The sequence below is a fragment of the Agromyces sp. NPDC058136 genome (assembly GCF_042884375.1).
In the GTDB taxonomy this organism is placed as follows: Bacteria; Actinomycetota; Actinomycetes; order Actinomycetales; family Microbacteriaceae; genus Agromyces.
Window position 1 is genome coordinate 137195 of sequence record NZ_JBHVUA010000006.1, and the last position, 25806, is coordinate 163000.

The following is a 25806-nucleotide window of genomic DNA, read 5'->3' on the forward strand; positions in this document are numbered from 1 at the left end:
TGCGCCCGGACCCGGGCGCACGGCGTCACAGAAGACAGCCCGGACCGAGCAGGCTCTTGAGCTCGCCGTAGAAGTCGGCCGACACCTTCACCGGGTAGAGCGGGATCTCGAAGACCCGACCGATGCGCCCCTTCGTGAGCGTGAGCTGCACCTCGGTCTCGCCGCGATGACGGGCGAGCACCTCGCGCAGCGCCTCGATCGTCTCGTGCGTCGCCCGCTGGTCGGGGATCGACAGCTTCACGAGCGCCTCGTCGTCGCCCTGCCCGAGCTCGGGGCTGAACACGCTGTAGGCGTGCAGATTCATGCCGTCGTCGCGCATGCTGACGCGACCGCGCACGACGGCGATCGAGTCGGCCTGCAGTCCCGGCGCGAACTCCTGGTAGGCCTTGCCCATGAACATGACGGTGATCTCGCCCGAGAAGTCCTCGACCTGGATCATGCCGTACTGGTTGCCCGAGGCCTTCGCGATGCGGTGCTGCACGCTCGTGACGAGGCCGGCGATCGTGACGGTGTCGCCGTCCTGCGTGGAATCGGAGCCCATGAGGTCGGTGATGGTCGTGGAGGCGTGCTTCGCGAGCGGCACCTCGAGCCCCGCGAGCGGGTGGTCGGAGACGTAGAGCCCGAGCATGTCTCGTTCGAAGGCGAGCTTCTGCTTCTTCGCCCACTCGGGGCGGTCGGGCACGAGCGAGACCGGCGTCTCGTCGTGATCGGCGAGCAGCGAGTCGAAGTCGAAGCCCGCCTGCCCCGTCGCCTCGACGCGCTTCTCGCCGACGGCCGACTCGACGGCGCTCTCGTGGATCTCGACGAGCGCGCGCCGGGTGGCACCGAGCGAGTCGAAGGCGCCCGCCTTGATGAGCGACTCGACGGTGCGCTTGTTCGCGACCGGCAGGGGCGACTTCTTCAAGAAGTCGTGGAACGACTCGAAGCGGCCCTTCTCGTCGCGCGCCGCGCGGATCGCGTCGACCACGTTGAAACCGACGTTGCGCACCGCACCGAGACCGAAGCGGATGTCGTCGCCGACGGCGGCGAAGAAGCCGATCGACTCGTTCACGTCGGGCGGCAGCACCTTGATGCCCATGCGCCGGCACTCGTTGAGGTAGAGCGCGAGCTTGTCGCGCGCATCGCCGACGCTCGTGAGCAGTGCGGCCATGTACTCGGCCGGGAAGTGGGCCTTGAGGTACGCGGTCCAGTAGCTCAGCACGCCGTAGGCGGCCGAGTGCGCTTTGTTGAACGCGTAGTCGGAGAACGGCAGCAGGATCTCCCAGAGCTTGCCGATCGCCTCCTCCGAGTAGCCGTTCGCCTTCATGCCGTTCGAGAAGCCCTCGTACTGCTTGTCGAGCTCGGACTTCTTCTTCTTGCCCATCGCGCGACGCAGGATGTCGGCCTGACCGAGCGAGAACCCGGCGACGCGCTGGGCGATCGCCATGACCTGCTCCTGGTAGATGATGAGGCCGTAGCTCGTGTCGAGGATGTCCTTCAGCGACTCCTCGAACTCGGGGTGGATCGGCGTGATCTCCTGCAGGTTGTTCTTGCGGAGCGCGTAGTTCGTGTGCGAGTTCGCGCCCATCGGGCCCGGGCGGTACAGCGCGATGACGGCCGAGATGTCTTCGAAGTTGTCGGGCTTCATGAGGCGCAGCAGGGCGCGCATCGGGCCGCCGTCGAGCTGGAACACACCGAGCGTGTCGCCCTTGCCGAGCAACTCGTAGGCGCCCGCGTCGTCGAGCGCCAGATCCTCGAGGACGGGCCGGAACCCGCGGTTCGCCTCGATGTTGTCGAGCGCGTCGTCGATGATCGTGAGGTTGCGGAGCCCCAGGAAGTCCATCTTGATGAGGCCGAGCGACTCGCAGGCCGGGTAGTCGAACTGGGTGACGATCTGGCCGTCCTGCTCCCGCTTCATGATCGGGATGATGTCGATCAGCGGGTCGGACGACATGATCACGCCGGCCGCGTGCACACCCCACTGGCGCTTCAGGTTCTCGAGCCCGAGCGCAGTGTCGAAGACGGTCTTCGCCTCGGGGTCGGTCTCGACGATCGCCCGGATGTCGCCGGCCTCTTTGTAGCGGGGGTGGTTCTTGTCGAAGATGCCGGTGAGCGGGATGTCCTTGCCCATCACCGCGGGCGGCATCGCCTTGGTGAGCTTCTCCCCCATCGAGAACGGGAAGCCGAGCACGCGCCCGGAGTCTTTGAGGGCCTGCTTCGCCTTGATCGTGCCGTAGGTGACGATCTGCGCGACGCGCTCCTCGCCGTACTTGTCGGTCACGTACCTGATGACCTCACCGCGGCGACGCTCGTCGAAGTCGACGTCGAAGTCGGGCATCGAGACGCGGTCGGGGTTCAGGAACCGCTCGAAGATGAGGCCGTGCTGCAGCGGGTCGAGGTCGGTGATGCGCATCGCGTAGGCGGCCATCGAGCCCGCACCCGAGCCACGGCCCGGGCCGACCCGGATGCCGTTCTCCTTGGACCAGTTGATGAAGTCGGCGACGACGAGGAAGTAGCCAGGGAAGCCCATCTGGCTGATGACGCCGACCTCGTAGTCGGCCTGCTTGCGCACGTCGTCGGGGATGCCGTTCGGGTACCGGACGTGGAGGCCGCGCTCGACCTCCTTCACGAACCAGCTCTCCTCGTTCTCACCGTCGGGAACCGGGAACCGCGGCATGTAGTTGGCGCTCGTGTTGAACTGCACGTCGCAGCGCTCGGCGATCAGGAGGGTGTTGTCGCAGGCCTCTGGGTGGTCACGGAACACGTCGCGCATCTCGGCCGCGGTCTTCAGGTAGAAGTCGTCGGCGTCGAACTTGAAGCGGTTCGGGTCGTCGAGCGTCGACCCCGACTGCACGCAGAGCAGCGCCGCATGGCTCTTCGCGTCGTGCGCGTGCGTGTAGTGCAGGTCGTTCGTCGCGACGAGCGGCAGGTTCAGGTCTTTCGCGAGCCGCAGCAGATCGGTCATGATCCGCTTCTCGATGCCGAGACCGTGGTCCATGATCTCGCAGAAGAAGTTCTCGGCCCCGAAGATGTCGCGGAAGTCGGCGGCCGCCTTCACCGCTTCGTCGTACTGGCCGAGCCGCAGGCGCGTCTGCACCTCGCCCGACGGGCAGCCCGTCGTCGCGATGAGCCCCTTCGAGTACGTCTCGAGGAGCTCGCGGTCCATACGGGGCTTGAAGTAGTACCCCTCGGTGGAGGCGCGGCTCGAGAGCCGGAAGAGGTTGTGCATGCCCTCCGTCGTCTCGGAGAGCAGCGTCATGTGTGTGTAGGCGCCCGAACCCGAGACGTCGTCGCCGCCGCCGTTGCCCCAGCGGATGCGCGTCTTGTCGCTGCGATGGGTGCCCGGCGTGAGGTACGCCTCGGTGCCGATGATCGGCTTGATCCCGCGGTCGGTCGCCTGCTTCCAGAAGTCGTAGGCGCCGAATACGTTGCCGTGGTCGGTGACGGCGACCGCCGGCATCCCCTCCGCCTTCGCCGCGTCGAGCAGTTCGCCGACCCGGGCCGCACCGTCGAGCATCGAGTACTCGGAGTGCACGTGCAGATGGACGAATGAATCGGCGGCCACTGGGCTCCTCTTCGGATGCTGCGGGGTGGATCTCGGGGGTCGGATCGAGTCTACGTCGAGCCACCCACGACGGGGCCCGACCGGACGACCGGCTCAGTCGCCGCGCAGCAGTTCGAGCGCGCGTGCGAGGTCGTCGGGGTACTCGGAGCGGAACGTCGTCCACTGCCCGGTGCCGGGGTGCGTGAGCGAGAGCTCGTGCGCGTGCAGCCACTGACGGGTGAGGCCGAGCCTCGCCGACAGCGTCGGGTCGGCGCCGTACATCGCGTCGCCCGCGCACGGGTGCCGCTGCGCGGCCATGTGCACGCGGATCTGGTGCGTTCGGCCCGTCTCGAGGTGCACCTCGAGGAGCGAGGCGTAGGGGAACGCCTCGAGCGTCTCGTAGTGCGTGACCGCGTGCTTGCCGTCGGCCGTGACCGCGAACTTCCACTCGGAGCGGGGGTGCCGCCCGACGGGCGCGTCGATCGTGCCCGAGAACGGGTCGGGATGCCCCTGCACGACCGTGTGGTAGATCTTCTCGACCTCTCGGTCGTGGAACTGCCGCTTCAGCTCGGTGTACGCGCGCTCGGACTTCGCGACGACCATGAGCCCGCTCGTGCCCGCGTCGAGCCGGTGCACGACGCCCTGGCGCTCGGGCGCCCCCGAGGTCGAGATGCGGAACCCGGCCGCGGCGAGGGCGCCGACCACGGTCGGCCCCGTCCACCCGAGCGAGGGGTGCGCGGCGACGCCGGCGGGCTTGTCGACGACCACGAGGTCGTCGTCGTCGTGCACGATGCCGAGTTCGGGCACCGCGATCGGTTCGACCGCGAGGGTGCGCGGCGCCTCCCAGCTCACCTCGAGCCAGCTGCCGGCGCGCAGCCGGTCGGACTTGTCGACGACCGTGCCGTCGAGCAGCACGCCGCCCGACGAGGCGATCTCGGCGGCGAGGGTGCGCGAGAAGCCGAGGAGCTTCGCGAGGCCCGCGTCGACGCGCGAGCCCTCGAGCCCGTCGGGCACGGGAAGGGAACGGTGCTCCATCAGGCTTCGTGCGCGCGCAGCGAGTCGGCGGCGGGCGGCCGCGGCGCCTCCGGGGCGTCATCGACGGTCGAGGGCGACGCCGTGTCATCCGACGCCTGCTTCGAGGAGTGCACCTCGCGCGAGCCGTCGAGGCCGACGCCGCGGATCGTCAGGATCATGAAGAGCACCATGCTCGACACGATCGCGATGTCGGCGATGTTGTAGATCGCCGGCAGCATCCACGGGGTCGAGATGAAGTCGATCACGTGCCCGAGCCCGAAGCTCGGCTCGCGGAAGAGCCGGTCGGTCAGGTTGCCGAGCACACCGCCGAGCAGGAGCCCGAAGACGAGCGCCCACGCGATCGACCGGATGCGGCGGGCGAACCAGATGATGAAGGTGATCACGCCGGCGGCGAGGATCGTGAAGATCCACGTCATGCCGCTCGCGAGCGAGAACGCCGCACCCGGGTTGCGGACGAACTGCCACTGGAGCACCGAGCCCAGCACCGGCACGATCTCACCCTCGGTGAGGTTCGAGACGACGAGGAACTTGGTCAGCTGGTCGAGGCCGTACGCCGCGATCGCGGCGCCGGCCAGGACCAGCAGTGCGGTGGTGGTGCCGACCTTCCCGGCCGGCTCAGCCGCCAAAGCCCTGGAAGGTCGGTGCCGGCTGCTCGACGGGAGCCGAGAAGCCCTGGTTGCCCGAAACCTGCACCGGCGCAGCGGTGTCGAGGTCGCGCAGCTGACCCTCGATGTAGCTCTTCAACTTGGCGCGGTAGTCGCGCTCGAAGGTGCGGAGCTCGTCGACGCGCTTCTCGAGCGCAACGCGCTCCTGGTCGAGGATGCCCATCTGCTGGCGCTGCTTGGCCTCGGCCTCGGCGACGACGCGCGCCGCGGTGGCGTGGCCCTCGGCGATGAGCGCGTCGCGCTTCTCGATGCCCTCGCGCACGTGCTCCTCGTGGAGGCGGCGGGCGAGCTGCAGGAGGTTCGTCGTGGACGTCTGCTCGTCGAGCTCGGACTGCACGACCGGCGCCTGCGTCGGCACGGCGACGGTGGGCGGCGGAGCCGCCGGCTCGGTGTAGACGGCGGCGGGTGCCGGCGCAGCGGCGGCAGGCGCCTGAGCGGCCTCCGCGGCACGGGCCTCGGCCGCGGCGACACGCTGGCGCAGCTCGTCGTTCTCCTGGTTCAGACGCCGAAGCTCGACGACGACCTCGTCGAGGAAGTCATCGACTTCGTCCTGGTCGTAGCCCTCCCGGAACTTCGTCGCCTGGAAGCGCTTGTTGACCACATCTTCCGGAGTTAGCGCCATGGCTTTCCACCCTCAAATCTGTTCGATCGGTTCGATCACGTTCTGCTAACGGTAGCAAACACCACACGGGACCGGTGAGCGCCGTTCGTCTCGGCTTGTCACGGTCTCAGGAGTTGCTCAGGCTGCGGCGGACACCGCGGCCAACCCTGACACGACGGTCATGGCGATGATGACGACCAGCATCGCGAGGCTCCACCCGAGGTCGAGTGCCACCTGCCCGAGCCGGATCGGCGGGACGAGCCGCCGGAAGAACTTCACCGGCGGATCGGTGATGCTGTACACGATCTCGACGACGACGAGCCAGAAGCCCTTCGGCCGCCACGAACGGTTGAACGTCCGTACGAGATCGAGGACGAAACGCCCCCACATCACGAAGAAGTAGATGAGGAGGAGTGCGTACAGGAGGTTCCAGACGACGGTCAGCGCGCCCACGGGCGGCTACGCGTGCGTGAAGAACGACGCATCGACGTCGCCCTCCGCGTCGCCCGTCTCCCCCGAGACGACCACGTGCGCCGGCGAGAGCAGGAAGACCTTGCTCGTGACGCGCTCGATCTTGCCGTAGAGGCCCTGCGAGAGCCCGCTGGCGAAGTCGATCAGTCGACGGGCGTCGCCGTCCGACATCTGCGAGAGGTTGATGATCACCGGCACGCCCTCGCGGAAGGACTCGGCAATCACCTGTGCGTCACGGTACTGACGCGGGTGGACGGTCAGGATCTCGTTCATCTCCGCCTGCGGGGTGCTCGGTTGGACGTGGTGCTTGCGCAGCGGAGTCACCGCTGCGCCGGTCTTCGGCGCGGGCGCCGGGGCGGCGTGCACGACCGGGGCGGGCGCCGCTGCTGCCTGGGGCTGCGCGTGGGGAGCGTCGGTCTCGAGCTCCTCATCGGCGAGTCCGAGGTAGACCATGGTCTTCTTGAGCGGGTTCGACATCGATGCCTCCGTCTGTGTTCCGTCTCTTCGAGGTTAACCGGCGGCCGGCCGATTCCCGGTGATTGCGCTGCCGATCCGCAGGTGTGTCGCACCCTCCAGAATCGCGTCGCGAAAATCGTGGCTCATCCCCATGGACAGTTCGCGCGCCTCGGGTGCGAGACGCACGACCCGCTCCGAGAGCTCGCGCACCCGCGCGAACGCGGGCCGTGCGGGCTCGTCGAGCGGAGCCACGGCCATGAGCCCCCTGAGCGTGAGCCCGGGCGTTGCGAGCACCCGCTCGACGAGCGCCTCGAGCTCGTCGGGTGCGACGCCGCCGCGGCCGGGATCGTCGGTGAGGTTCACCTGCACGAAGCAGTCGATGGATGCCACGTCGCTGCGCAGCGCGTCGACGAGCGCCAGCCGGTCCACCGAGTGGATCGCCGTGGCGTACGCACGCACCTGCTTCGCCTTCTTGCTCTGCAGCTGCCCGATGAAGTGCCAGTTCAGCCCGAGCTCGGCGAGCTCGGCCGCCTTCGCCTGCGCCTCCTGATGCCGGTTCTCCCCGACGTCGCGCACGCCCAGCGCGGCCAGCTCGCGGACGAGCTGCGCCGGGTGGAACTTCGTGACGACGATGGTCGTGATCTCGGATGCCTCGCGGCCGGCGTCGCGCGCGGCATCCGCGATGCCCGCCTGCACGGCCGCGAGGCGGAAGCCGAGCCCACTCACTTCAGGAAGTCGGGGATGTCGAGGTCGTCGTCGCTGTCGTCGAAGGCCGGGTCGGTGACGATCTGGTCGGCGCTCGAGGACTGCGCCTCGCCCCAGTTCGCCGTCTCGACGAGTTCGTCGATGTCGATCTCGGCGATGACCTCGGCGACGTCGCCGCTGAGCGCGTCGCCGAGCGAACCGGTGCCGCCGACGCCCGCACCGACCGCGGCGGCCGCCGCGGGGATGAAGTTCGTGCGGCGCGCCTCGACGGGCTTCGCGTTCGGCTCTCCCCCGTCGAAGCCTGCGGCGATGACCGTGACGCGCACCTCGTCGCCGAGCGTGTCGTCGATGACGGCGCCGAAGATGATGTTCGCCTCGGGGTGCACGGCCTCCTGCACGAGCCTGGCGGCGTCGTTGATCTCGAAGATGCCGAGGTTCGACCCGCCCTGGATCGAGAGCAGCACGCCGTGCGCACCGTCGATCGAAGCCTCGAGCAGCGGGCTCGCGACGGCGAGCTCCGCAGCCTTGATGGCGCGGTCGGCCCCCCGGGAGGAGCCGATGCCCATGAGCGCCGAGCCCGCACCCTGCATGACCGACTTGACGTCGGCGAAGTCGAGGTTGATGAGGCCGGGGGTCGTGATGAGGTCGGTGATGCCCTGGACACCGGCGAGGAGCACCTGGTCGGCGGTCGCGAAGGCCTCGAGCATCGAGATGCCGCGGTCGCTGATCTCGAGCAGGCGGTCGTTCGGCACGACGATGAGGGTGTCGACCTCTTCCTTCAGGCGGGCGACGCCCTGCTCGGCCTGCGTCTGGCGACGCTTGCCCTCGAAGCCGAACGGCTTCGTGACGACACCGATGGTGAGGGCGCCGATCGACTTGGCGATGCGGGCCACGACGGGCGCGCCGCCGGTGCCGGTGCCGCCGCCTTCGCCGGCGGTGACGAAGACCATGTCGGCGCCGGCCAGCGCCTCCTCGATCTCCTCGGCGTGGTCTTCGGCGGCGCGACGACCGACCTCGGGGTCGGCGCCCGCGCCGAGCCCTCGGGTGAGGTCGCGGCCGACGTCGAGCTTGACGTCGGCGTCGCTCATGAGCAGCGCCTGCGCATCGGTGTTGATGGCGATGAATTCGACTCCGCGGAGGCCGAGTTCGATCATGCGGTTGACGGCGTTGACACCGCCGCCGCCGATACCGACCACCTTGATGACGGCGAGGTAGTTCTGGTTTGTCGACATGTCCGGCCTTCCGTGCGAACTCTGAACCCTGAACCTCTAGTCGAAGGTTAAAGTTTTGCTGAGTATGCAATTCCTGTGATTGACGGTACGAGGCGCACCGTTCGCCCCGCGCAATGCGGGCTCGGCGTGTCGCGATCCGACCGCCGAGAAAGCCCCGAGCGCGCCCGCGGAGCCTCCGAGAGCGCCCAGCGGAGCCCGATCAGTACGTGACCGCGCTCTCGGGCGACGACACATCGTAGCCCGCCACGGAGTCGGGCGGCGCCACGCCCATGAGCCGCGAGAGCACCGCGGCCTTCGTGCCCGAGTTACCGGCGGAGCCCCATACGACGGGCACTCCCCCGACGAGCTCGAGCCGCACGTCGTCGGCGGTCGCTGCCGACGCGCCCACGAGCTGCCCGCGCACCTCGATCGGGAGGCTCCGCACGACTGCGGCGACCGCTCGGAAGCCGTCGGACGACGTGCCGCCGGGCGTCTCGATGAGCGGCTGCCCGTCGGGCCGCTGCTCCGGGCGATCGAGCACGACGCCCGCCGCATCGACCAGCTCGAGGCCGCGCGCCGTCTCGATGACGCCGACCGGTGTGCGCTCCACGATCCGCACGACGAGCGTGCCCGGCGGGATGGTCTCGGTCGAGTAGGTCTCGATCAGCCTGAAGTCCGCGAGGGCGGCGTGTACCTCGTCGCGCGTCACGAGCGGCAGCGGGGTGCCGAGCTGCTCGTCGAAGGCCGCGACGATCTGCTCGGCCGGGATGCGCGACGCACCCTCGACCCGCACCTCGCGGAGCGCCATGAGCGGCGAGTACGCGCCGCCCACCACGACGACGACGAGCAGCGCCACCGCTCCCCCGGCGATCGACCAGACCAGCCGGCGGCGGCGCGAGCGCTTCGTGAAGCGGCGCACCTCCTGCTTCTCGTAGCGACGTCGGTCGCGCTCCGCGGCCGCGAGCGCCCGGCGAGCGGCCTTCTCGTCGGTCTTCGGGTCGGTCTTCGCGCCCGACTCCGCCGCGCCGGATGCCCCGCGCTCCGCGCCGTCCGGAGCTCCCGCGAGCCCGTCGCGGAGGTCGTCGAGCGGCACCGTCTCCTGGAGGTCTCGCGGCGTCGCCGCGCGGCGGTCCTGCGACACGCTCACCCGCTCGACGACCGGCGCACTCACCACGACGATCGGTTCGGTCGTCACCCGGTCGGCGGCGTCGTGAGCACCGCCCGTCCCCGCCCCGGCGCGAAGCGGCGCGACCGGCGTCGGCGGCGCGGACGGCGAAACCTGGTCCGTGCGCCCGCGCTCCTCGGCGGCCGGCGGTCGCCGAGGCGGCCTCGGCTCGAATCCCTGCGGCCGCTTCACGGGCGGCCCTGGGTCATCCGCGCTCCCGCTCGAGCGAACCGAGCAACTGCGGCACGATGCGGTACACGTCACCGCAGCCGAGCGTGATCACGAAGTCGCCCTCGCGGGCGATGCGTGCGGTGTGGTCGGCCGCCTCCTGCCAGTCGGGCACGAAGGCGACGTGCGAGGCGTCGGCGAAGCGCTCGCTGACGAGCGCACCCGTGACGCCCGGCACCGGGTCCTCGCGGGCGCCGTACACGTCGAGCACGACGGTCTCGTCGGCGTACTGCTCGAGCACCTCGGCGAACTCCTTGGCGAAGGCCTGCGTGCGGCTGTACGTGTGCGGCTGGTGCACCGCGATGATGCGGCCTTCGCCCACGACGGTGCGCGCCGCGGCGAGGGCGGCGGCGACCTCGGTCGGGTGGTGCGCGTAGTCGTCGTAGACGCTCACGCCGCCGACGGTGCCGTGCAGTTCGAAGCGACGGCCGGTTCCGGCGAAGCGGGCGATGCCGGCGAGGGATGCCGCGGGGTCGAAGCCGAGGCCGACGAGCACCGCGAACGCGCCCGCCGCGTTGATCGCGTTGTGCTTGCCGGGCACGAGCAGCTGCGCCCGGTGGTCGACGCCGTCGTAGGCGATGGTGAAGGCCACGGGGCCCTCGGTCACGATGGAGTGCACCCGCACCGTGGCATCCGCCGCCTCGCCGAAGGTGACGACGTGCCGGTGCGACAGGCGCTCGGTGACCCGCTTCGCGCCCGCGTCGTCGGAGGAGACGACGACGAGCTCGCTCGCCCCGTCGCCGAAGTCGACGAAGGCCTGCTCGAAGGCGTCGCGCGAGCCGTAGTGGTCGAGGTGGTCGGGGTCGACGTTCGTGATGAGCGCGATCGCCGTGTCGTAGAGCAGGAACGAGCCGTCGGACTCGTCGGCCTCGACGACGAAGAGGTCGTCGTCGCCCGCACCGGAGGAGACGCCGAGGCCCTCGATCACGCCGCCGTTGACGAAGCTCGGGTCGGCGCCCTGCGCGAGCAGACCCGTGACGACCATGCCGGTCGACGTCGTCTTGCCGTGCGCACCCGCGATCGACACGAGGCGCTGGCCCGAGATGAGCCAGGCGAGCGCCTGCGAACGGTGCAGCACCGGCAGGCCGCGTTCGAGCGCGAGCCGGTACTCGGGGTTGTCCTGCCAGAGCGCACCGGTCACGACGAGCGCCTCTGCGTCGCCGACGTTCTCGGCTGCGTGGCCGATCGCGATCTCGGCGCCGAGTTCGCGGAGGGCGGCGATGTTCGCCGAGTCGCGCACGTCGGAACCGGTCACGCGGTGGCCGGCGCCGAGGAAGAGGCGTGCGATCCCGCTCATGCCCGAGCCGCCGATGCCGACGAAATGCACTGCGCCGAGCTCGGCGGGGATCTGGATCGAGAGATCGGGCTTGATGGTCACGTTCGGGTGCTCTTCCTCGGTGCGGTGCGGATCAGGACGGATCCGGCGGGCGGTGCTCGCGCGGCGTCGCGCGGGTGGTTCGAAGGGCGGATGCCGCGGCATCGGCCACCCTCAACGTTACGCGCCTCAGGCCGGGTGCGGGGCTGCCCCGCCGCGGGCGGCGTCGATGAGCGCGACCATGCGGGCGGTGCCGTCGCGGACGCCCGCGGTCGACGCCGCCGCGGCCATCGCGGCGACGCGATCGGCGTCGGCGAGGAGCGGCACGAGCTCGGCGGCGACCCACTCGGGCAGGAACTGCGCGTCGTCGACGAGGATGCCGCCGCCCGCTTCGATCACGCCGGCCGCGTTGAACCGCTGCTCGCCGTTGCCGACGGGGTACGGCACGTACACGGCCGGCAGCCCGAGGGCGGCGAGCTCGCTCACGGTCGCCGCACCGGCGCGCGAGACGGCGACGTCGGCGGCCGCGAGGGCGAGGTCCATGCGGTCGGCGTACTCGACCATCCGGTAGTCGGCCACACCGGGGTCGTCGACCTCGGAGTTCGCGCCCGTGATGTGCAGCACCTGCCACCCGGCCTCGGTGATCGCGCGCGCGCTGTCGACCATCGTCCGGTTGATCCGGCGCGCGCCGAGCGAACCGCCCGTCGCGAGCAGCACCGGACGATCGGGGTCGAGCCCGAAGAACCGGGCGCCCTGCTCGTGCATCGCGGCGCGATCGAGCGTCTCGATCTCGCGCCGGAGCGGCATGCCGACCACCTCCGAGCCGGGCAGCGGGGTTCCCTCGAAGGCGACGCCGACGCCCGCGGCCCAGCGGGCCCCGAGCCGGTTGGCGAGCCCCGGCTTCGCGTTCGCCTCGTGGATCGCGACGGGGACGCCTGCGCGCCGGGCCGCGAGATACGCGGGGGTCGAGACGTACCCGCCGAATCCGACGACGACGTCGACACCGCGCTCGGAGATGATGTTCGCGACGTCGCCGACCGACCGGCTGAAACGCGAGGGGAATGCGATCGCCGCCCGATTCGGGCGACGCGGGAACGGCACCTTCGCGATCGTCAGCAGCTCGTAGCCGCGCGCCGGGACGAGCCGGGCCTCGAGGCCCTCCGCGGTGCCGAGCACGAGCACCTCGGCGTCGGGCTCGCGCTCGCGCAGACGGTCGGCGACGGCGAGCAGCGGGTTCACGTGGCCGGCGGTGCCGCCGCCGGCGAGCAGGTAGACCGTCATCGCGCCGCACGCACCGATGCACGCGCCTTGCGGGCGGCCGCTCGCGCGGCGGCCCGCGCAGGGGCCTCGGGATCGCGCGCGACCGACAGCACGACGCCGATCGCGACGAGCGTCGTCAGGAGGGCGGTGCCACCGGCCGAGACGAGCGGCAACGGGACACCGAGGACGGGGAAGACTCCGAGCACGACACCGATATTGACACAGGCCTGGCCGATGACCCACACCATGACCGCCGAGGTGACGGTCTTCGCGAACATCGTGCGGGCGCTGCGCAGCACCCGGGCGAAGGCGACCGCGAGCAGCACGAACAGGCCGATGACCACGATCGCACCGATGAGCCCGAGCTCTTCGCCGATGATCGCGAAGATGAAGTCGTTGTCGGCGGCGGGAAGCCACGACCACTTCGCCGCGGAGTTGCCGAGCCCGACGCCGAAGACTCCCCCGTTCGCGAGCGCGTAGGTGCCGTGCATGACCTGCCAGCACGAGTTGAGGGAGTCGGCGGAGCTCGACTCGCAGTTCGAGTCGACGAACGACATGATGCGGCGCATCCGGTTCTCGCTCGAGAACGCGACGATCACGAAACCGACCACCGCGACGAGGATCGGCAGCAGCAGCAGGCGCAGCCGAACCCCGATGAGGAACAGCGCCCCGAGCAGCATCGCACCCATGATCATGACCGTGCCGAGGTCGCCGCCGAGCAGCACCAGCCCGATCGCGCCGCCGCCGACGAGCAGGATCGGCAGGATCCCGTGGGTGAAGTCGCCGAGCTTGTCCTGCTTCTTCGTGACGATCAGGCCGAGCCAGATGACGAGCGCGACCTTGATGAACTCCGAAGGCTGGAACTGGACGGGGCCGATGCGCAGCCAGTTCGTGTTGCCGCCGTCCTCGATGCCGAGATCGGTCGCGACGACGAGCAGCTGCGGGATGCACGTGATGATGAGCGCTGGCCAGGCGATCCGCATCCAGAACTGCTCCGGCATCCGGCTCGCGATGAGCATCGCCGGGATCCCGATGATCGCGAAGACGCCCTGGCGGATAGCCTGGTCGAGGAGGCCCCCGTCTTCGAGGTACGACTCGACGAGCGACGCCGAGAGCACCATGACGAGGCCGAGCACGACGAGGAACAGCGTCGTGCCGAGCAGCAGGAAGTAGTCGGCGGACTCGACGCGGAAGACCCGCCCCAGGCGGATGCGCGCAGCCGAGACGCCGTCGGCCTCAGCCGTCGGGCGCTCAGACTTCGGTCGACGGGTCGAGCGGGGCGGAGTCGCCATCCGCCTCACCTCCCAGCATCGTTCTGACCGCGTCGTTGAATCGCCTGCCGCGATCGCCGTAGTCGGCGAACTGGTCCATCGACGCCGCCGCGGGCGCGAGGAGCACGGTGTCGCCGTCCTCGGCGACCGCCGCTGCCAGCGCGACCGCGTCGGGCATCACCTGTTCAGTGTCGTCGGCGACGACCTCGAACAGGGGCAGCTCGGGCGCGTGTCGGCGGAACGCGGCGAGCAGCGGCTCGCGGTCGACGCCGATCACGATCGCCGCACGCAGGCGGCCGACGTGCGCGGCGACGAGCGAGTCTGCATCGACGCCCTTGAGGAGGCCCCCGACGATCCAGACCACCCGGCCGAAGGCGGCGAGCGACGCCTGCGCGGCGTGCGGGTTCGTCGCCTTCGAGTCGTCGATCCAGCGGACGCCGCCCGCGATCGCAACCGTCTCGATGCGATGCGAATCGAGACGGAAATCGTTGAGCGCGTCGTGCACGATGCCGACCGGCACCCCGAAGGATCGCGCGAGCGCGGACGCCGCGAGGATGTTCGCGACGACGTGCGGGGCGTCGAGCCCGCGGGGAGCGAGCTCGTCGAGCGTCGTGATCTCGAGCGCCGCCGTGTGCCGTTCATCGAGGAAGGCGCGATCCACGAGGATCTCCTCCACGACGCCGAAATCGCTCGGGCCGGGCACGTCGAGCCCGAAGCCGATGGCACGGGCCCCCTCCTCGACCTCGGCGCCCTCGACCATGAGCCGGGTCGCCTCGTCGGCGCGGTTGTACACGCACGCGACCTTCGTGTTCTCGTACACCTTGCCCTTCGCCGCCCGGTACGCCTCGAAGGAGCCGTGCCAGTCGAGGTGGTCGTCGGCGATGTTGAGCACGACGCTCGACCACGGGTGCAGCGCGCCCGGGCCGGACGTCGGGAGGTGGTGCAGCTGGTAGCTCGAGAGCTCCACGACGAGCACGTCGAAGCCGCCGGGGTCGCGCACCGCGTCGAGCACCGGCACGCCGATGTTGCCGCACGGCGCCGCCCGCAGCCCGTTCGCCGCGAGGAAGGTCGCGGTCATCTGCACGGTCGTGGTCTTGCCGTTCGTGCCCGTCACGAGGATCCACTCGGCGGTGCTCACCTTGTCGCGGACGCGCCAGGCGAGCTCGATGTCGCCCCAGACGGCGATGCCCTCGCGGCCCGCCCAGTCGAGCACGGGGTGATCGGGGTGGAACCCCGGCGACACGACGACGACCTCGGGCGCGAACGCCTCGAGCTCGGCCGGCACCGTGTCGAGCGGATGCCGCACGAGCGTCGCGCCGATGACCTCGAGGATGCGGGCGCGATCGTCGTCGACCTGCGGCGCGACGACGAGCACCTCGGCCCCGAGCTCGGTCAACGTGTCGGCCACGGCGAAGCCCGTGACGCCGACCCCGAGGACGGCGACCTTGAGACCGCGCCAGTCCGCGTTCCAGCTCGTCAGGGTGTCGAGACGGTTCGAGGCGGGCCCCGTGGCATCCGTCATCAGCTCTGCAGCCATTCGAAGTAGAACGCGCCCACACCGGCGGCGACGAACAGGCCCGCGATGATCCAGAAGCGCACGACGATCGTGACCTCCGCCCACCCCTTCAGCTCGAAGTGGTGGTGGATCGGACTCATCAGGAAGATGCGTTTGCCGTGCGTCACCTTGAAGTAGGCGCGCTGCAGGATGACCGACCCGGTCTCGATGACGAAGAGGCCGCCGATGATGATGACGAGGAGCTCGGTGTGGCTCACGACCGCGAGCGCCGCGAGCGCGCCGCCGAGGCCGAGCGAACCGGTGTCGCCCATGTAGATCTTCGCGGGGTTCGTGTTCCACCACAGGAACCCGATGAGACCGCCGACGATCGCGGCCGAGACGATCGCGATGTCGAGCGGGTCGCGCACGTTGTAGCAGCGGTACTCGTCGTTCTCGTTCAGGCCGATCGCGGCGCAGGCCTGGTTGAACTGCCAGAACCCGATGAAGACGAACGAGCCGATCGCGAGGATCGAGGCGCCGCCCGCGAGGCCGTCGAGACCGTCGGTCACGTTGACGCCGTTCGACGTCCCGGCCGCGATGAGGCAGATCCAGACGACGTACAGGATGATGCCGACGATCGAGCCGAACACCATGAAGTCGAGCGGCAGATCGCGGATGAACGAGATCTTCGTGTTCGCGGGGGTCAAGCCCTGGTCGTTCGGGAACTGCAGCGCCAGCAGGGCGAACAACGCAGCCACGATCACCTGGCCGGCCACCTTCGCCCAGCCGCCGAGGCCGAGGCTCTGCTTCTTGCGGGTCTTCAGGAAGTCGTCGAGGAATCCGACGAGGCCGAGACCGACCATCATGAACAGCACGAGCAGGCCCGAGGCGGTCGGCCTCTCGTTCGAGACGAGCAGCGTCGCCACGAAGTACCCGAACAGCGTGCCGAGGATGAAGATGATGCCGCCCATCGTGGGCGTGCCGCGCTTGACGTGATGGCTCTGCGGCCCGTCGTCACGGATGAACTGGCCCCAGCCGATCCGCGTGAACAGGCGGATGAACAGCGGCGTCAGGAACAGCGTGAAGGCGAGCGACAACGCTCCGGCGGTCAGCAGTGCTCTCACGCGAACCACACTCCCGCTCGGTCACCGGGCAGGCGGTTCGCCGGCCCAGCCTCGCCGTGATGATGCACTGCGCTCACGCGAACCATTCTCCCAGTCGATCGCCAAGGAGGCGGAGACCCGCCGAATTGGACGATTTCACCAATATCGTGTCACCGGGGCGGGCGCCCGCGGTGACGAGCTCGAAGGCCTCGTCGGCCGTCTCGACGAATGCGGACTCGCCGTCCCACGATCCTTCGTTGATCGCGGAGATGTGCAGCCGCCGCGCGGCCTGGCCGACGACGACGAGCTGCGAGATGCCGAGTCGCACCGCGAGCAGCCCGATCCGGTCGTGCTCCTCCCCGGAGAACTCGCCGAGTTCGCTCATCTCGCCGAGCACGGCGATGGTGCGCGTGCCCGGCTCCTTCACCTGCGCGAGGGTCTTGAGCGCGGCCGACATCGAGTCGGGGCTCGCGTTGTACGCGTCGTTGATGATCGTGATGCCGTCGCGGCCGCCCATGAGCTGCATGCGCCAGCGCTCGGCGAGGGTCACCTGCTCGAGCGCGGCGACGACGTCGGACAGCGGCACGCCGAGTTCGACGGATGCCGCGACCGCCGCGAGGGCGTTCATGACGTGATGCTCGCCGAGCACCCCGAAGCGGACGCGCGCCTGCTCGCCGCCCGGGATCGTCACCGTGAAGTCGGTGCCGCGCGGGTGGGCGCGGAGCTCGGTCGCGCGAACCTCGGCGGTGTCGCCGAGGCCGAACCAGACGACGCGGGCGTTCGTGAGGCCCGCCATCGGCACGACGCGGGGGTCGTCGGCGTTGAGCACCGCGACATCGCCCTCGAGGAGGTCGGTGACCATCTCGGACTTCGCCTGCACGGTCTTCTCGATGCCGCCGAACTCGCCCGCGTGGGCGAGCCCGACCTTGAGCACGATGCCGACGTCGGGGCGGGCCATGCGCACGAGACGCGCGATCTCGCCGACACCCGACGCACCCATCTCGGCGACGAGGAACTCGGTGTCCTCCGCGAGCTCGAGCATCGTGACGGGGGCGCCGACCTCGTTGTTGTACGAGGCGCGGGCGGCGACCGTCGGGCCGACCTTCTCGAGCACGGCGCGGAGCAGGTTCTTCGTGGTGGTCTTGCCGTTCGACCCCGTGACGCCGACGATGCGCAACTTGCCGTGCTCGCGCACGCGGCGCACGGCCTCGGTCGCGAGAGCGCCGAGCGCATCGACCGAATCGGGCACGACGATCTGCGCCACGGGCAGTTCGAGCGCGTGCTCGACGATGAGGACGGCTGCGCCCCGCTCGACGGCCGACGGAGCGAAGCGGTGGCCGTCGTCGAACTCGCCGCGCTTGGCGACGAAGACGCCGCCGGAACCGATCTCGCGGGAGTCGGTGGTGACGGCGCCGGTGACGACGGTCTCAGCCGACGCGTCGGTGCGCTCGAGGTCGAGGGTGCCGCCTGCAGCCGCCGCGATCTCGGCGAGGGTCATCGCGATCATGCGAGCCACCCCGCTTCGCGCAGCGCCTGCTTGGAGTCTTCGCGTGCTGAGTAGGGGATCTTCACGCCTTTCACCTCGTGGTAGTCCTCGTGGCCGGGGCCGGCGTAGAGGATGGCATCGCCCTCGCCCGCGAGGGCGAGCGCCGCGCGGAACGCGGCCTTCGGGTCGGCGATCTCGTGGATCTCCCGTTCGGGGACGGCGTCGAGCGCCCCGGCGATGAGCGCGGCGCGGATCGCCGCGGGGTCTTCGAAACGGGGGTGGAAGTCGGTGATGACCACGACGTCCGCGCCGCGGGCGGCGATGGCGCCCATCTCGGCCCGCTTCGTCGTGTCGCGGTCGCCGTCGGCGCCGAACACCATGATCACGCGGCCCGTCGTCGCGCGACGGATCGCGCCGAGCGTCTGGAGGAACGCGTCGGGGCTGTGCCCGTAGTCGATGTAGACGGTCGGGCCGCGGTCGCCCGAGATGCGCTCTGCGCGACCCGGGATGTACGCGTCGATGCCGCCGTCGCGCTCGAGCGCCGAGGCGATGCGGTCGAGGTCGTAGCCGGCCTCGGTGAGCATGACGATCGCGAGCGCGGCGTTCGCGGCCATGTACCAACCGAGCAGCGGCACGCGGGTCTCGATACGGCGCCCGTCGGGGCCTTCGAGCGCGAAGCCGGTCGATGCGGCGGTCTCGTCGAGGACGGTGAGTCGCCAGTCGGCGGCGACCTCGGGATCGCTCGTGAGGGTCGTGACCGGGATGCGCGACTCGGCGACGAGGCGACGACCCCACTCGGAGTCGACGGTGACGACGCCGCGACGCGCGCGCTCGGGCTGGAAGAGCTCGCGCTTCGCCTCGAAGTACTCGGCCATGTCCGTGTAGTCGTCGAGGTGATCGTGCGTGAGGTTCGTGAACCCCGCGATGTCGAACACGAGGCCGTCGACGCGGTGGCGCGAGAGCGCCTGCGCGGAGACCTCGATGCCGACGGCGCGCACCTCGACCTCGCGCATGCGTGCGAGCAGTGCGTGCAGTTCGCTCGCCTCGGGGGTCGTGAGCGAACTCGTGACGGCCTCGTCGCCGATGCGGCGCTCGGCGGTCGACGTGAGCCCGGCGGTGACGCCGAGCTGCCGGAGAATCCCGTAGAGCAGGTAGACGACGCTCGTCTTGCCGTTCGTGCCGGTCACCGCGAAGGTGGTCGCCGGGTTCTCGGCGGTGCGGTGGATCCACGCGGCGACCGCACCGAGCGCGGCGCGCGCGTCGGGGGTGACGAGGATGGGGAGGCCCGACTCGGCGGCGAGGCCGGCACCGGCCTCGTCGGTCAGCACGGCGACGGCACCCGCATCACGTGCGGCGGCCGCGTACTGGGCACCGTGGGCGTTCCGCCCCGGCACGCCGACGTAGAGGTCACCGGGGCGCACGGCGCCCGAGGCGAGGCCCGCGCCGGTGACCTCGAGGTCGCCGAGCTCGCCGCGCACGTCGAACCCGAACTCCTCGGCGAGGCTGCGGAGCGATCGGGGGCTCGGGTGCTGCGGCCGGAGGGCCGTGGGAGGCGATCCGGTCACGAACCCAACTTTCTCACCAGGTAGCTGGCAGATCGGGCGCCGGGGCGCCGGATGGAACGGTCCGATACTTCTTCAGCACGTAGCTCATCACGTCTTGGAAGACGGGAGCGGATGCGGCGGACGAGTTCATCTTAACGGCATTCTGGAAGCTCACCGAAACGACGAACTCGGGATCGTCGGCCGGAGCGAAGCCCGCGACGGAGACGAGATAGCCCGTGAGGTACTTCCCGTCAGGGCCCGCGACCTGCGCGGTACCGGTCTTCGCGGCGACCCGGTAGCCGGGGATCTCCCACTTGTCGGCGAGCCAACCGTCGGCGTAAACGCGTTCGAGCATCTGGCTCGTCTCGTCAGCGGCCTGCTCCGAGATGACTCGCGTGCCCTGCGCGGGCGGAGCGGTCGTCTCGCCGTCGGCGGTCGTGCAGCCGTCGACGAGGGAGACGGGCATGCGCACGCCGCCGTTCGCGATGGTCTGGTAGACGCTCGCGATCTGCACCGCGGTCGTCGTGAGTCCCTGGCCGAACATGGTCGCGTACTTCGTCTGGTTGTCCCACTCGTCGGGGCCGCCGTGCAGGTCGCCGGCCGCCTCGGCCGGGAACCCGACCTCGGTCTCCGTCCCGAGCCCGAAGTCGAGCATGTCCTGGTATCGCTGCTCGTCGCTGATCCGTTCGCCGAACATCGACATGCCGGTGTTCGACGACTCGATCATCACCCCGGTGAGCGTCAACGGCAGGTCATCGTGACGCGAGCTGTCGTTGATGTTCGCGCCGTTCGGCGGTTCGTACCGATACGGCGCGACGATCTGGTCGACGGGCGTCGCCGCCCCCGCGTCGAGCACCGACGCCGCGGTGAGCGCCTTGAACGTGGACCCCGGCTCGAACGGCGCGGCGAAGGCGCGCGAACCGCTGTCGTCGGCGTCCGTCGCCCCGGGGTCGTTCGGATCGACGGTGGGCACATCCGCGACGGCGAGCAGTCGGCCCGTCTTCACCTCCATGACCGTCACCGTCGCCCAGTCGGCGCCGACCGCGCGGCGCTGCTCCTCCGCGACGCGCTGCACGTAGTACTGGAGGTCGGCGTCGATCGTGAGTTCGAGCGTGCCGCCGTCCTCCGCCTGCTTGTGCACGACCTCGCTGCCGGGAATGGGCACCCAGTCGGCCGCGCTGTGCAGGTAGCTCACCTCGCCGTCGGTGCCGGCGAGGCACTGGTCCTCCGCGAGCTCGAGGCCGGCGAGCGGCGCGCCGTCGTCCTCCTGCACGAAGCCGAGGAGGTTGCCGGCGACGGCGCCGTTCGGGTACGTGCGGCTCGGGTGCTTCTCGGCGTACACCCACGGGATGTCGAGCCCGTTCACGGCCTCGTACGTCCCGGTGTCGACCTGCTTCGCGAGGAACGCGTAGTCCGAGTCGGGGTCTTCGGCGAGCTTCGACGTGATCACGCCGATGACCTGATCGCCCGTGAGCCCGAGCACCGGGCCGAGCTCGGCCGCGGTCGGGGTGAGCGCGGCGACGAGCTCCTCGTTCGTCACCTCGACCTTCTGCTTCGGGTTCTCCTTCTGCTTGCGCTCGAGCACCGCGAGCTGCGCCTGCTTCGGCGAGATCACGATGTCGTAGCGCATCACACTGTCGGCGAGCACCGTGCCGTTCGCGTCGACGATGTCACCGCGGGCGCCCCACACCTTCACGGGCTGCGACCGCGCATCCTGCGACTGCGCATTGAGCGCCGAGGCGCGCACGACCTGGATGTCGACGAGCTTCACGACGAACACCCCGACGAGCACGACGAGGATCACCGCTGAGGCGAGGATCCTGCGCATCGGGTGGCGACTGGTCCGGTTCATCCGCTGCGGTCCTCGATCGTGCTCGTCGTGCTGGTGCTAGTGGGTGGCGGGCGTCGGAAGTCCGCTGCCCGCCGGTGGCGGGGCCGGAGCCTCGACGGGTGCCTCCGCCCCCGTCTCGCCCACCGCCCCCGCGGTGGTGTCGCTCTTCGGAGTCTCCCCCGCGGGCTGCTCGGTCACGAGCGGCACGCCGTCGATCAGCGCATTCGGGACGAGCGGCGCTGACGCCACCGCTCCCCCGGCGGCCGCTGCCGGGTCGCCGCTCACGCTGCCGTCGGAGAGCCGGAGGAACACCGGGGCCGAGTTCGGCACCATTCCGAGCGCCTCCGCGTTCGCGGCCAGGTACTGCGGCGACTCCACCCGGTCGAGGTCCTCGCGGAGCTGCTGCTCCTGGCGGTCGAGCTTCGTCTGCTGCATCGTGGCCGCGTCGATGTCGTAGGCGCCCTGCGTGATCGCGATCGACAGCAGGAGCTGTGCGACGACGATGACGGCGACGCCCGCGACGGCGATGACGGCGTAGGCGAGGCGGGGCTTGGCCCGGCCGCCTGCGGCGTCGGGTGCGGGCCGCAGCCAGCGGGGCCGTTCAGGTGCGCGGCGCGGCGCCTGCTGGGGCGCCCGCAGCGGTGTGGCCGGCACAGCGCTCATGACGGCCTCCTCACTCGTTCTGCGGCGCGCAGGCGCACCGGCTTGGCACGCGGGTTCTCCGCCTGCTCGGCTTCGCTCGCGAGTTCGGCCCCCCGTACGAGGAGCTTCCACTGCGGGCGGTGCTCGGGCAGCTCCATCGGGAGCCCCGCGGGCGCCGACGAGCTCGAGGCCGTCTGCAGCACGCGCTTGACGATGCGGTCTTCGAGCGACTGGTAGGCGAGCACGACGATGCGGCCGCCGACGGCGATCGAGTCGAGTGCGGCGGGCATCGCCCGTTCGAGCACCGAGAGCTCTTCGTTCACCTCGATGCGCAGCGCCTGGAACACCCGCTTCGCCGGGTGCCCCTGCCGCTGCACCGCCACCGGGGTCGCGGCCTGGATCACGGCGACGAGTTCGGCCGAACGCGTGATCGGGGCATCCTCTCTGGCCCTGACGATGGCGCGCGCGTAGCGGGCCGCCAGCTTCTCCTCGCCGTAGTCGAGGAAGATGCGCTTGAGCTCGTCCTCGCTCGACTCGGCGATGACGTCCGCGGCGGTGCGCCCCTTCGTGAAGTCCATCCGCATGTCGAGCGGGGCGTCCTTCGAGTAGGCGAAGCCGCGCTCGGCGCGGTCGAGCTGCAGCGAGGAGACGCCGAGGTCGAAGAGCACGCCCTGCACCTCGGTGAATCCCTCCGAGCGCACCGCCCGCGCGATGCCGTCGTAGACGGTGTGCACGAACCGTGCGCGGTCGCCGTACTTGGCGAGGCGTTCGCGGGCGATGCCGAGGGCGTCGGTGTCGCGGTCGAGGCCGATGACGGTGAGGTTCGGGAACCGCTCGAGGAAGGCGGCGGTGTGGCCGCCCATGCCGAGGGTCGCGTCGACCATCACGGCGCCCTCGCGCTCGAGGGCGGGTGCGAGCAGTTCGAGCGTGCGCTCGAGCATGACCGGGGTGTGAATGCGTTCGATGTCCATGATTCCGCCTTTGCCTTCCGGGCCTTCGAGTCCTGATCCCCATCCGTTCGTCCTGATGCGGGGAAGTGCACCAGGGCCGGCCGGCTGGGAGTCGGGACCCGAGGATCAGAAGAGTCCGGGGATCACCTCCTCCGCCGTCTCCGCGAAGGCCGCCTCCTGCTCGGCGAGGTAGCTCTGCCACGCCGCCTGGTCCCAGATCTCAACCCGGCTGCCGGCGCCGATGACCGTGAGGTCTCGGTCGAGCCCCGCATAGCTGCGGAGCGTGGCGGGGATGGTGACCCGGTTCTGCTTGTCGGGGGTCTCCGCGGATGCCCCCGAGAGGAACACGCGCATGTAATCGCGTGCTTGCTTGCTCGTGACCGGGGCTTGGCGGATCTTCTCGCTCATGCTTTCGAACTCGCGAGCGCTGAACACGTAGATGCAGCGCTCCTGCCCGCGCGTGAGCACGAGCCCGTTCGACAGCTCCTCCCGGAATTTCGCCGGAAGAATGACGCGGCCTTTCTCATCGAGCTTTGGTTCGTAACTCCCGAGGAACACCACACCACCCCCTTTCCTCCGGCCAGAATCCAGGTGCCCCCACTTTACTCCACCCTCATCCACCGATCAACGACATTCGCTCGCTTCCGGCGATTCGCGACCCGAGAACCCCTGAGATTCCGCGGAATATCAGGGGTGGAGTGGAGTGGAGGGTTTTCGACACGCCGTGGAGGAACGAGGGCTCGATGAAGCGCCCGGATGCCACGCGCCGCCCCGTTCACGACGGTGCGAGCCGATCGCGGGCATGAAAGTGCGCAAAAAAACGGGCCGATCCGAAGATCGACCCGTTCAGGTGGTGGGAAGTGGAGCGGCTACTCGCTGCCGTCCTGGCGGCGGTCCCAGCGGTCGTTCATGCGATCCATGAACGAGGTGCCCGAGCGCGGCTTGCCCGTGCTCGACGACGACTCGCTCGGCGCGGGCGTCGCTGCGCCGCGCTTGGAGGGCGTGATGGCGACGAGCACGCCGGCGAACATCAGCACGAAGCCGACGATGCCGATGATCAGCAGCTGGGTCGCGACCCCGACGATCAGAGCGCCCACGCCGGCGACGGCGAGCAGCACCCCGAGCACGATGGCACGGTAATTCGGTCGCCGACCGCGCACGCCTCCGACGGCTTGCACGAAATCGGCATCATTGCGATAGAGGTTCCGCTCCATCTCCTCGAGAAGACGTTGCTCCTGCTCTGAAAGCGGCATCTCTTTCCCCTCAGGCTCGGGATCGACGCATCCGAGTCCATTCTAGCCCTGCGTCGCGTCGGTAGGCTAGGCGGGTGGCTCACAGCTCCCGACTGGTCGATATGGTGCACGAACGCATCGAGGACTTCCTCGCCGAACGCACCTCCATTCTCCGCAAGATCAGCGCCGACCTCGACCCGCTCGACGGCTTCTCTCGGCGCTTTCTCAGCGGCGGCAAGCGATTCCGCGCACTCTTCTGCTACTGGGGCTGGGAGGCGGTGCGCACGCGCGACTTCGATCCCTACGCCTCCGCCGAGGGCCCCGATCGCTTCCCGGTGGTCTCGGCCGCCTCGGCGCTCGAACTCTTCCATGCCGCGGCCCTCGTGCACGACGACCTGATCGACCGCTCCGACACTCGCAGGGGCCAGCCCGCGGCGCACCGCCTCTTCGAGGGCCTGCACGCCGAATCGGGCTGGGCCGGCGACGCCGCCGACTTCGGCGGCGACGCCGCGATCCTCCTCGGCGATCTCCTGCTCGGCTGGAGCGATGAGATCTTCGACGAAGGGCTCGACGCCCTCGCCGACCGCGCAGCCGCACGCGCCGCACGCCGCGAGTTCATGCGCATGCGCACCGAGGTCACCGCCGGCCAGTACCTCGACATCCTCGAGGAGCGCGCCTGGGTCGTGCAGCCCGACGCCGAGCAACGACTCCGCGCCGAGCGGGTCATCGTCTACAAGTCGGCGAAGTACAGCATCGAGGCGCCCCTCGTGATCGGCGCCTCCCTCGCGGGCGCGAGCGAGGCCCAGGTCACCTCGCTCCGCGACTTCGGGCTCCCGCTCGGCATCGCCTACCAGCTCCGCGACGACCTGCTCGGCGTCTTCGGCGACCCCGAGGTCACCGGCAAGCCGAGCGGCGACGACCTCCGCGAAGGCAAGCGCACCGTGCTCATCGCGATCGCGCGCGATCGGCTCGCCCCCGGTCAGCGGCGACTGCTCGACGAACTGCTCGGCGACCCGTCGCTGAGCGCCGAGCAGGTCGGGATGCTGCAGCGCACCATCACCGAGTGCGGCGCCGTCGACGAGGTCGAAGCCCTCATCGCGAAGAACGCCGCTCGCGCGATCGCCGCGCTCGACGAGGCTCCCCTCGGCCATGAAGCGCGCACCGAACTCGCCACCCTCGCGAAGACGGTCACCCGCCGCACGAGCTGACGGAGGGCGCCGCCGGCCGGGCGGGCTCAGGCGAGGGCTTGCGCGATCCGCCGGACCTCGGCCTTGCGACCGGCGCGCAGCGCGTCGATCGGCGCCGCACCGAGGCTGTCTTCGACGGCGAGGAACCACTCGAGCGCCTCGGCGTCGCTGAATCCCGCGTCGGCGAGCACCATCGCGGTGCCGTGGATCTCGGGCATCGGCGCATCGTCCTTCAGGAAGACTGACGGCACCCGCAGCACGCCGTCGACCCGAGCGGCCAGCAGGTGCCGGTCGTCGATCATGCGACGGATGCGACTCGGGCTCTCACCCAGGAGTTCGACGAGGTCGGGAACGGTCAGCCAGGCGGTCTCGGCAGCATCGGTCACGCATCAAGACTGCCACGTCACGACCCGTCGGGGAAAGCGGCTCG

Annotated in this window: 23 protein-coding genes; 1 reads left to right on the forward strand and 22 read right to left on the reverse strand. The window is 70.1% G+C overall.

Annotated elements, in window-relative coordinates; translation table 11 throughout:
- Positions 1-25: 25 nt before the first annotated feature.
- The 21 genes from dnaE to ACFVTX_RS16535 form a co-directional block, all read right to left on the reverse strand.
- Positions 26-3496 carry a DNA polymerase III subunit alpha gene (gene dnaE / locus ACFVTX_RS16435; RefSeq protein WP_386902161.1) on the reverse strand — a complete coding sequence of 1157 codons (3471 nt, stop codon included), beginning with the start codon at positions 3494-3496 and terminating at the stop codon, positions 26-28.
- Between the two features lie 141 nt (positions 3497-3637).
- Positions 3638-4558, reverse strand: coding sequence for an RluA family pseudouridine synthase (locus ACFVTX_RS16440; protein WP_386901989.1), 921 nt, complete (start codon positions 4556-4558; stop codon positions 3638-3640).
- Entirely contained in the window at positions 4558-5184 is a 627-nt protein-coding gene (lspA, locus tag ACFVTX_RS16445; RefSeq protein WP_386901991.1) for a signal peptidase II, read from the reverse strand. The genes ACFVTX_RS16440 and lspA overlap by 1 nt, the downstream gene beginning before the upstream one ends.
- Positions 5174-5845, reverse strand: a complete 672-nt coding sequence (locus ACFVTX_RS16450) for a DivIVA domain-containing protein (protein ID WP_386901993.1) — start codon at positions 5843-5845, stop codon at positions 5174-5176. The genes lspA and ACFVTX_RS16450 overlap by 11 nt, the downstream gene beginning before the upstream one ends.
- A gap of 117 nt (positions 5846-5962) precedes the next feature.
- Positions 5963-6277 (reverse strand): YggT family protein, encoded by a 315-nt coding sequence (locus ACFVTX_RS16455; RefSeq protein WP_386901995.1) that lies wholly within the window; start codon positions 6275-6277, stop codon positions 5963-5965.
- A gap of 6 nt (positions 6278-6283) precedes the next feature.
- Positions 6284-6772, reverse strand: coding sequence for a cell division protein SepF (locus ACFVTX_RS16460; protein ID WP_386901997.1), 489 nt, complete (start codon positions 6770-6772; stop codon positions 6284-6286).
- A gap of 33 nt (positions 6773-6805) precedes the next feature.
- Complete coding sequence (locus tag ACFVTX_RS16465) at positions 6806-7477, reverse strand: YggS family pyridoxal phosphate-dependent enzyme (RefSeq protein ID WP_386901999.1); 672 nt, start codon at positions 7475-7477, stop codon at positions 6806-6808.
- Entirely contained in the window at positions 7474-8688 is a 1215-nt protein-coding gene (gene ftsZ / locus ACFVTX_RS16470) for a cell division protein FtsZ (RefSeq protein WP_386902001.1), read from the reverse strand. Before ftsZ ends, ACFVTX_RS16465 begins: the two co-directional genes overlap by 4 nt.
- Positions 8689-8887: 199 nt before the next feature.
- Complete coding sequence (locus tag ACFVTX_RS16475; protein WP_386902003.1) at positions 8888-9862, reverse strand: FtsQ-type POTRA domain-containing protein; 975 nt, start codon at positions 9860-9862, stop codon at positions 8888-8890.
- A gap of 175 nt (positions 9863-10037) precedes the next feature.
- Positions 10038-11438, reverse strand: a complete 1401-nt coding sequence (gene murC, locus ACFVTX_RS16480; RefSeq protein ID WP_386902005.1) for a UDP-N-acetylmuramate--L-alanine ligase — start codon at positions 11436-11438, stop codon at positions 10038-10040.
- Positions 11439-11564: 126 nt separating this feature from the next.
- On the reverse strand, positions 11565-12656 hold the full coding sequence (gene murG, locus ACFVTX_RS16485; RefSeq protein ID WP_386902007.1) for an undecaprenyldiphospho-muramoylpentapeptide beta-N-acetylglucosaminyltransferase: 1092 nt from the start codon (positions 12654-12656) through the stop codon (positions 11565-11567).
- Positions 12653-13927, reverse strand: coding sequence for a putative lipid II flippase FtsW (gene ftsW, locus ACFVTX_RS16490; RefSeq protein ID WP_386902009.1), 1275 nt, complete (start codon positions 13925-13927; stop codon positions 12653-12655). The genes murG and ftsW overlap by 4 nt, the downstream gene beginning before the upstream one ends.
- Positions 13887-15428 carry a UDP-N-acetylmuramoyl-L-alanine--D-glutamate ligase gene (murD, locus tag ACFVTX_RS16495; RefSeq protein WP_386902163.1) on the reverse strand — a complete coding sequence of 514 codons (1542 nt, stop codon included), beginning with the start codon at positions 15426-15428 and terminating at the stop codon, positions 13887-13889. Before murD ends, ftsW begins: the two co-directional genes overlap by 41 nt.
- Positions 15428-16525, reverse strand: coding sequence for a phospho-N-acetylmuramoyl-pentapeptide-transferase (gene mraY, locus ACFVTX_RS16500; protein ID WP_386902011.1), 1098 nt, complete (start codon positions 16523-16525; stop codon positions 15428-15430). Before mraY ends, murD begins: the two co-directional genes overlap by 1 nt.
- A 73-nt stretch (positions 16526-16598) precedes the next feature.
- Entirely contained in the window at positions 16599-18011 is a 1413-nt protein-coding gene (gene murF, locus ACFVTX_RS16505) for a UDP-N-acetylmuramoyl-tripeptide--D-alanyl-D-alanine ligase (RefSeq protein WP_386902013.1), read from the reverse strand.
- Complete coding sequence (locus tag ACFVTX_RS16510) at positions 18008-19555, reverse strand: Mur ligase family protein (RefSeq protein WP_386902015.1); 1548 nt, start codon at positions 19553-19555, stop codon at positions 18008-18010. The genes murF and ACFVTX_RS16510 overlap by 4 nt, the downstream gene beginning before the upstream one ends.
- Before the next feature lie 13 nt (positions 19556-19568).
- Positions 19569-21386, reverse strand: a complete 1818-nt coding sequence (locus tag ACFVTX_RS16515; protein WP_386902017.1) for a peptidoglycan D,D-transpeptidase FtsI family protein — start codon at positions 21384-21386, stop codon at positions 19569-19571.
- A gap of 36 nt (positions 21387-21422) precedes the next feature.
- Positions 21423-22028, reverse strand: a complete 606-nt coding sequence (locus ACFVTX_RS16520; RefSeq protein WP_386902019.1) for a hypothetical protein — start codon at positions 22026-22028, stop codon at positions 21423-21425.
- A complete protein-coding gene (rsmH, locus tag ACFVTX_RS16525) occupies positions 22025-22978 on the reverse strand; it encodes a 16S rRNA (cytosine(1402)-N(4))-methyltransferase RsmH (protein ID WP_386902021.1) in 954 nt (317 codons plus the stop codon). The genes ACFVTX_RS16520 and rsmH overlap by 4 nt, the downstream gene beginning before the upstream one ends.
- Positions 22979-23083: 105 nt before the next feature.
- Positions 23084-23515, reverse strand: coding sequence for a division/cell wall cluster transcriptional repressor MraZ (gene mraZ, locus ACFVTX_RS16530; protein ID WP_386902022.1), 432 nt, complete (start codon positions 23513-23515; stop codon positions 23084-23086).
- Between the two features lie 311 nt (positions 23516-23826).
- Complete coding sequence (locus ACFVTX_RS16535) at positions 23827-24210, reverse strand: DUF3040 domain-containing protein (protein ID WP_386902024.1); 384 nt, start codon at positions 24208-24210, stop codon at positions 23827-23829.
- 74 nt (positions 24211-24284) lie between these two features.
- On the opposite strand from ACFVTX_RS16535, the gene ACFVTX_RS16540 reads away from it, so the two are divergent.
- The gene (locus ACFVTX_RS16540; protein WP_386902026.1) at positions 24285-25397 is read left to right on the forward strand and encodes a polyprenyl synthetase family protein; all 1113 of its coding nucleotides are present in this window, start codon (positions 24285-24287) and stop codon (positions 25395-25397) included.
- Positions 25398-25423: 26 nt separating this feature from the next.
- Here the strand turns inward: ACFVTX_RS16540 and ACFVTX_RS16545 are convergent, their stop codons facing one another.
- Positions 25424-25762, reverse strand: a complete 339-nt coding sequence (locus tag ACFVTX_RS16545; RefSeq protein ID WP_386902028.1) for an Rv2175c family DNA-binding protein — start codon at positions 25760-25762, stop codon at positions 25424-25426.
- Positions 25763-25806: the final 44 nt, after the last annotated feature.